This window comes from Novosphingobium sp. (genome assembly GCF_041905565.1).
In the GTDB taxonomy this organism is placed as follows: domain Bacteria; phylum Pseudomonadota; class Alphaproteobacteria; order Sphingomonadales; family Sphingomonadaceae; genus Novosphingobium.
Genome location: NZ_JAYRKX010000018.1, coordinates 56,476 through 62,544 on the forward strand (window position 1 = coordinate 56,476; position 6,069 = coordinate 62,544).

Genomic DNA, 6,069 nt, shown 5'->3' on the forward strand with positions numbered 1-6,069 from the left:
GAAGGAGCGGGGGATGACTGCCGCCGCATCCGACCTGCTCGGCGCCGAAGCGCTCTCGCCGCTGGCCGGATCGCCGCTGGTGCTGCTCGTCCCGCATGATCCCTTGCCGCCGGGCGGGGTGCGGGTGGCGGTGGACCGGGCGGGCGCGTTGCCCGCGCTCGATCCGGCGGATTACGACGTGCTGTTCACCACCGCGCCGGATGCGCCTGCGCCGTGGGTCAGCGTTGCGCCGGAACGGCTGGAGGCGCAGCTGGCCACGGTCCGGCAAGGCGCGGCGCTCAGTCCGGTGGCGACTGCCATGCTCGCCCGGCTGCTGCGCATGGGCGAAGGGCTGCCGTTCGACACAGCGCTGGAACTCGAATCGCTGGCCTATTCGGCGCTGCTCGGCGGGGATGAATTCGCCCGCTGGCTGGCCGTGCGCGGGCCGGTTACGGACGGGGAACAGGCCGCCGCGCCGGTGCGTTACGAGCGCGCGGGCGACCGGGTTACGCTCACGCTCGCCTCGCCCGGCAACCGCAACGCGATGACCGCCGCGATGCGCGATGCGCTGTATGAAGCGCTGGTCAACGTGCTGGAGGATCCGAGCGCGCCGCAAGTGGTGCTGCGGGCGGAAGGGAAATGCTTTTCCACTGGCGGGGCGCTGGGCGAATTCGGCAGCGCGCGCGATCTGGCCGCCGCACATGTGATCCGCATGCAGCGCAGCTGTGCTCGGGTGCTGCATCTGCTTGGGGACCGTGCCGAAGTGCACCTGCACGGCGCCTGCATCGGTTCGGGCGCGGAAGTGCCAATGGCCGCCGCGCGGCGGCTGGCGGCGGCGGACGCGCTGTTCCAGCTGCCGGAACTGCGCATGGGGCTGATCCCCGGCGCGGGCGGGACGGTGACTTTCGCCCGCGCGATCGGGCGGCACCGGTTGCTCTGGCTGGCGCTGGGCGGCTTCCGGCTGAACGCGGCGCAGGCGCTGCGCTGGGGGTTGGTTCACGGGGCTCTACCGTGATCGACTTGCTGACTACGCGGATGGCGCGGTTCGGCTGGTCGCCCGCCCAGTTGCTGGAGCGCGATGCGCCGGGCGGCCTCGCCGCGCCGGGGCTGACTTCGGCCAATCGCCACTGCCGCCTGCTGCGCTGCGCTGATGGCTGGGCCGCGCTCAACCTTGCCCGCCCGGACGATCTGGACCTGATCCCCGCGTTGACCGGCGGCGCGGGGGATGACTGGGCCGCCGTGGCGCACTGGGCCAGCCAGCACGATACCGACGCGGTGCGCCGCGCGGGGCTGGAACTGCAACTGCCGCTTGCCGTGGTGGGCGAGGCTGCGCCGCAGCGGCTCGTCCCCGCAAACGGCACCACGGTCCCGCGCAAGGTGGTGGACCTGTCCGCGCTGTGGGCCGGGCCGCTCTGCGCGGGCCTGCTCGCCCGCGCGGGGGCGCGGGTGGTGCGGATCGTCAGCTTGGGGCGGCCCGATCCGACCCCGCAGAGCTCCCCCCGGCTCGACGCGCGGATCAATGCGGGCAAGGAACTGTGCGAACTGGACCTCAGGACCGCAGCGGGCCGCGCCGCGCTGCTGGCGGAGCTGGCGGACGCCGATGTGCTGGTCACTTCGGCGCGGCCCGCCGCGCTGGCGCGGCTGGGGCTGGAGCCGGCGCGGCTGCCGCACCTGACCTGGGCCGCGATCACTGCGCATGGCTTCACCGGGCCGGGTGCGCTCCGCGTCGGCTTTGGCGATGACTGCGCGGCGGCGGGTGGCATGGTCGATTGGCAGGGCGACGAACCGCGCTTTCGCGGGGATGCCCTGGCCGATCCGCTGACCGGGCTGGAGGCCGCGCTGGCGGTGCTGGCGGGCAAGACCGGGCTGATCGACCTGGCCATGGCCTGCGTCGCCGCCGCCTATGCGCGGGGAACAGGCTGATGCTGGTGCTGCGCAATGTGCGGCCCTGGGGGCTGGACGCGGTGGACGCTGCGCTGGCTGGCGGGCGGATCGTGGTCATGGGCCGGGGCCTGCCAGGCGGCGCGGAGGAAATCGACGGGCGCGGCGATCTGCTGCTGCCGGGGCTGCACGACCATCACCTGCACATCCTGGCCACGGCGGCGCGGCGGCGCTCGGTCAGCCTGACCGGGCTGGTCAGCGCAGCGGACGTGAGCGCCGCGCTGCGTGCTGCCCCCGGCGAGACCTTGCGCGCCGTGGACTATGACGAGCGCGCGGCGGGCCTGCCTGATGTCGCCCTGCTCGACCGCTGGGAGCCGGTCCGCCCGCTGCGGCTGGCCGATCGCACTGGCGCGCTGTGGGTGCTGAACAGCGCGGCGCTGGCCTTGCTGGGCGATCAGCCGCTGCCGCCGGGGGCGGAGCGCGACGCGCAGGGCAGGGTGACCGGCCGGTTCTGGCGGGAGGATGCCTGGCTGCGCGCCGCGCTGCCTTCCGCTCCGCCTGACCTCGCCGCATTGGGCGCAGAGCTGGCCGCGCTGGGCCTGACCGCGCTGACCGACGCCACCGCCCACAACGGCCCGGCGGAGGCCGCCTTGCTTGCGGGCCGCCTGCCGCAGCGCCTGATCCTGATGGGGACTGAGGCGCTGGAGGAGGGGCCGGGCTATACCCGCGGCCCCCTGAAACTCCTTATCGACGAGCGCGATCCGCCCACGCCCGAAGCACTGGCGGCGCGGATCGGCGCGGCCCGCGCGCAGGCGCGCGCCGTGGCGGCGCACTGCGTGACCGAGGGCGAACTGGCGCTCTTCCTTGCCGCGCTGGACCTGGCGGGCGGGGCGCGAGGCGGCGACCGGGTCGAACATGGCGGGCTGGTGCCCCCGGCCTTCATGGCCATGATCGCCGCCGCCGGGCTGACCGTTGCGACCAATCCCGCCTTCATCCATGCGCGCGGCGAACGCTACCGTGCCGAAGTGCCGGAAGAACAGTGGGACTGGCTCTATCCCGCCGCCGGTCTGGCCCGCGCGGGCGTGGCGCTGCTCGGCGGATCGGACGCGCCCTATGCCCCGCTCGATCCGTGGCTGGCGATGCGCGCGGCGCGGGACCGGCTGACGGCGGCGGGCCATCCGCTCGGGCCGGACCAGCGGCTCAATGCGCTTGCGGCGCTGCGGCTCTATTGCCGGGGCGAGATCGCGCCCGGCGCGCCGGCCGATCTGGTGCTGTGCAGCGGCAGTCTGGCCGAAGTGCTGGGCGATCTGTCCGCCGAGCGGGTGCGGCTGACCGTGATCGGCGGCGTGGTCGCGTTCAATCGCGCTGCAGCAGCATCGCCCCGGCAATGAACCCGCCGCCCATGCCGCACACGGCGGTGCGGGCAGCGGCCACCTGGCGGCCATCCGCCTCGCCCCACAGTTGCAGGCAGGCTTCGTGCAGCAGGCCGAAGCCGTGGAGCCGCCCGCCCGAGAGCTGCCCGCCCCCGGTGTTGACCGGATAGCGCCCGCCCGGGCCGATATTGCCCGCCGCGATGAAGTCCTTTGCTTCGCCGTGGCCGCAGAACCCCAGCGCTTCGAGCCACAGCGGCACGAAGATCGAGAACCCGTCGTAGAGCGCCAGCACGTCGACATCCTGCGGGGTCACGCTGGAGCGCGCCCACAGGTCGGCCCCGGCATCGTGGGCGCCCATGGTGGTGAGGTCGGCGCGCTGGTCCCACGTTTCGGCTGAGCGCAGCGCCGATCCCATCGCCTCGATCCGCAGCGGCGGCAGGCGGCAGTCGCGCGCGGCATCGGCGGCGGACACGATCACCACGGCGGCCCCGTCGATCGGAATGTCGCAGTCGAACAGGCCGAGCGGTTCGGAAATCATCCGCGCGGCGAGGTAATCGTCCATGGTCAGCGGCTTTTGCATCACTGCCATCGGGTTGGCCTGGGCGAACTGGCGCTGGCCCACGGCAACCATGCCCAGATGCTCGCGCGTCATGCCGAATTCGTGGAAATAGCGGTTCGCCATCCACCCCGCCCAGTTGCTGGCCGACATCGCGCCGACCGGGACCAGCCATGACAGCCAGCCGCCAACCTGTGCCTTGCCCGCGCCGGGAATGCTGGCGCGCCGCCCCGCGCTTTGCGAGGAGCTTTCGGTCAGCGCGCGAAAGCACAGCACGTGGCGGGCCTGCCCGGTTGCCACCGCCATCGCCGCGACCATGATCGGCGCCATCTGTGCCGGGCCATCGGGCACGGCGCTGTGCCAGCGGGTCTGCAGCCCCAGCGCGGCGCGCACTTCGCCCGTGCCCAGCGGCGACATGCCGGGGCTGCCTTCGGCCTTGCCGGGATAGGTTGCGATCCCGTCGATATCGGCGCGGGTCAGCCCGGCGCGGGCCAGCGCGCGGTCGGCCGCTTCGGCGAGGTGGAGCATGGCCGCCCGTCCGGTGTTGCGGCCAATGTCGGACATGCCGACCCCGGTGATCGCCGCCTTCATGCTGCGTCTCCCGTCGCCAGCGGGCGCCACAGCGGCAGCCACACGTCGCCGCTCTGCTCGAACGCGATTGCAACGCGCTGGCCGATCCGCACGGCTTGCGGATCGCAATCGATCATCCGCGTCGTCACCCGCACGCCGGGTGCGCCATCGACGTCAACCACGGCGAGGACTAAGGGCACCGCCATGTCCGGCATCCACGGCTGGTGGTTGACGGTGTAGGTATAGATCGTGCCCGTTCCCGCCATGGCGCGCGGCGCGATGTGCTGCGATCCGCAGGCCGGGCACAGCAATTGCGGGGGATGCACCGCCTTGCCACAGGCATCGCACAGCGCGATCATCAGTTCGCCGCGTTCGCCCCCGGTCCAGAAGGCGGTGTTTTCGGCAGTCAATTCGGGCAGGGGCAGCACGCGTTCTCTCCCGGCGGGTTATTTATTGACGATATGTCAGTTATCGCCACCAAGGCAAGCGGCTTCGTGCTTGCAACCTATGTAACCTGGTTTACTATGATGGCAAAACGACCACACAGAGAGAGCGCATGACCGAGGCCGATCCCTTTGCTTTCCGTCCCGAGGACGATTGCTATCACCAGCTGTCCGACGATCCCTATGAGACCGAGACCAACTGGTGGTCATGGAACGTGCCCGAACGGCGCATCGGCGGGTGGATCCACACCCCCTATTACCCCAACCGCAAGACGGTGACCTGGCGGATCTTCGCCTGGGACCAGCGCGGCTATGATCCGGCGCGGATGGCCTATTACAAGAAGGTCGAGGAAGCGCCGATGCCGGAAGATCCGGACCTGCGCGACATTACCTTTCCGCGCGGCGGCTACAGCCTGAAGATGCTGGAGCCGGGGATGAAGTATCACTTGTCCTACGCCGATCCGGAGCGCGATTTCGCGCTGGATTTCGTCTTCACCGGCGCGCATCCGCCGCGCCGGTTCGAACCGGGTGAACCGCCGTTCATCAACACTCCGCACTATGACCAACTTGGCAAGGTCGAAGGGACCATCACGCTGGACGGCGAAGTGATCCCGCTCAATTGCTGGTCGGTGCGCGACCGCACGTGGGGGCCTCGCGGCGGGCCCTATGCGCAAAGCCGCAAGCAGGACTATGCGAACGATCTGGAACGGGTGAAGCACCCCGGCGGCGCGCGCTGGCGCGAGATCGAGCGCGAGCGCGGGCGCGGCCGCATCCAGTACATCTTCGGCCACGCCGATGGCGACAGCGGGTTCCTGGGGTTCGTCCGCCCGCAGGATGGCACCGCCGATGGGTGGAGCCCGATGAACGGCGGCTACCTGCTGCGCGACGGGGTCTATGGCAACCTTGATGGCAGCAAGTGCCGGATGCGCGTGTTCCGCGATCCCGACACCGGCTGGGCCAGCCACATGCAGGTCGAACTGGCGGACGACATGGGCCGGACGATGGAAGCGGAAGGCTTCGCCGTCAGCCGGATGAGCGAGCACGGCTATGGCACCAACCAGCTGATGCGCTGGGACTTCGACGGCAAGATCGGCTGGGGCGAGGACCAGGACGTGTGGAACCCGCGGCACTTCCAGCGGATGTTCCATTCGTTGCGGAGTGCGCGGTAGGGCAGAGTCCCTTTCCGGCTCACGCCGGTGCGGACAAGGCATCCGCCTTGTCCTGGCCTGGCCGGCCCGCTCCCCCGGCCCAACCACCCGCTGATGGT

The 6,069-nt window shown here is 71.3% G+C and carries 6 protein-coding genes; 4 read left to right on the forward strand and 2 right to left on the reverse strand.

Translation table 11 applies throughout. The annotated features are described in order from the left end of the window. Window positions 1-13 precede the first annotated feature (13 nt). From ACE3N9_RS13885 to ACE3N9_RS13895, 3 genes are read left to right on the forward strand one after another with little or no spacing between them, the layout of a single operon-like run. The gene (locus ACE3N9_RS13885; protein WP_374284570.1) at window positions 14-994 is read left to right on the forward strand and encodes an enoyl-CoA hydratase/isomerase family protein; all 981 of its coding nucleotides are present in this window, start codon (window positions 14-16) and stop codon (window positions 992-994) included. After that, the gene (locus tag ACE3N9_RS13890) at window positions 991-1,902 is read left to right on the forward strand and encodes a CoA transferase (protein WP_374284572.1); all 912 of its coding nucleotides are present in this window, start codon (window positions 991-993) and stop codon (window positions 1,900-1,902) included. Before ACE3N9_RS13885 ends, ACE3N9_RS13890 begins: the two co-directional genes overlap by 4 nt. Further along, window positions 1,902-3,251, forward strand: a complete 1,350-nt coding sequence (locus ACE3N9_RS13895) for an amidohydrolase family protein (RefSeq protein ID WP_374284574.1) — start codon at window positions 1,902-1,904, stop codon at window positions 3,249-3,251. The genes ACE3N9_RS13890 and ACE3N9_RS13895 overlap by 1 nt, the downstream gene beginning before the upstream one ends. Here the strand turns inward: ACE3N9_RS13895 and ACE3N9_RS13900 are convergent. Further along, window positions 3,217-4,380, reverse strand: coding sequence for a thiolase family protein (locus ACE3N9_RS13900; RefSeq protein ID WP_374284576.1), 1,164 nt, complete (start codon window positions 4,378-4,380; stop codon window positions 3,217-3,219). The two genes, ACE3N9_RS13895 and ACE3N9_RS13900, sit on opposite strands and share 35 nt — an antisense overlap. Beyond that, window positions 4,377-4,787, reverse strand: coding sequence for a Zn-ribbon domain-containing OB-fold protein (locus tag ACE3N9_RS13905; protein ID WP_374284578.1), 411 nt, complete (start codon window positions 4,785-4,787; stop codon window positions 4,377-4,379). The genes ACE3N9_RS13900 and ACE3N9_RS13905 overlap by 4 nt, the downstream gene beginning before the upstream one ends. Window positions 4,788-4,915: 128 nt before the next feature. Here ACE3N9_RS13905 and ACE3N9_RS13910 point away from each other — a divergent pair, with 128 nt between their 5' ends. Then, window positions 4,916-5,971: a hypothetical protein gene (locus ACE3N9_RS13910; protein ID WP_374284580.1), complete on the forward strand. Its 1,056-nt coding sequence runs from the start codon at window positions 4,916-4,918 to the stop codon at window positions 5,969-5,971. Window positions 5,972-6,069 lie beyond the last annotated feature (98 nt).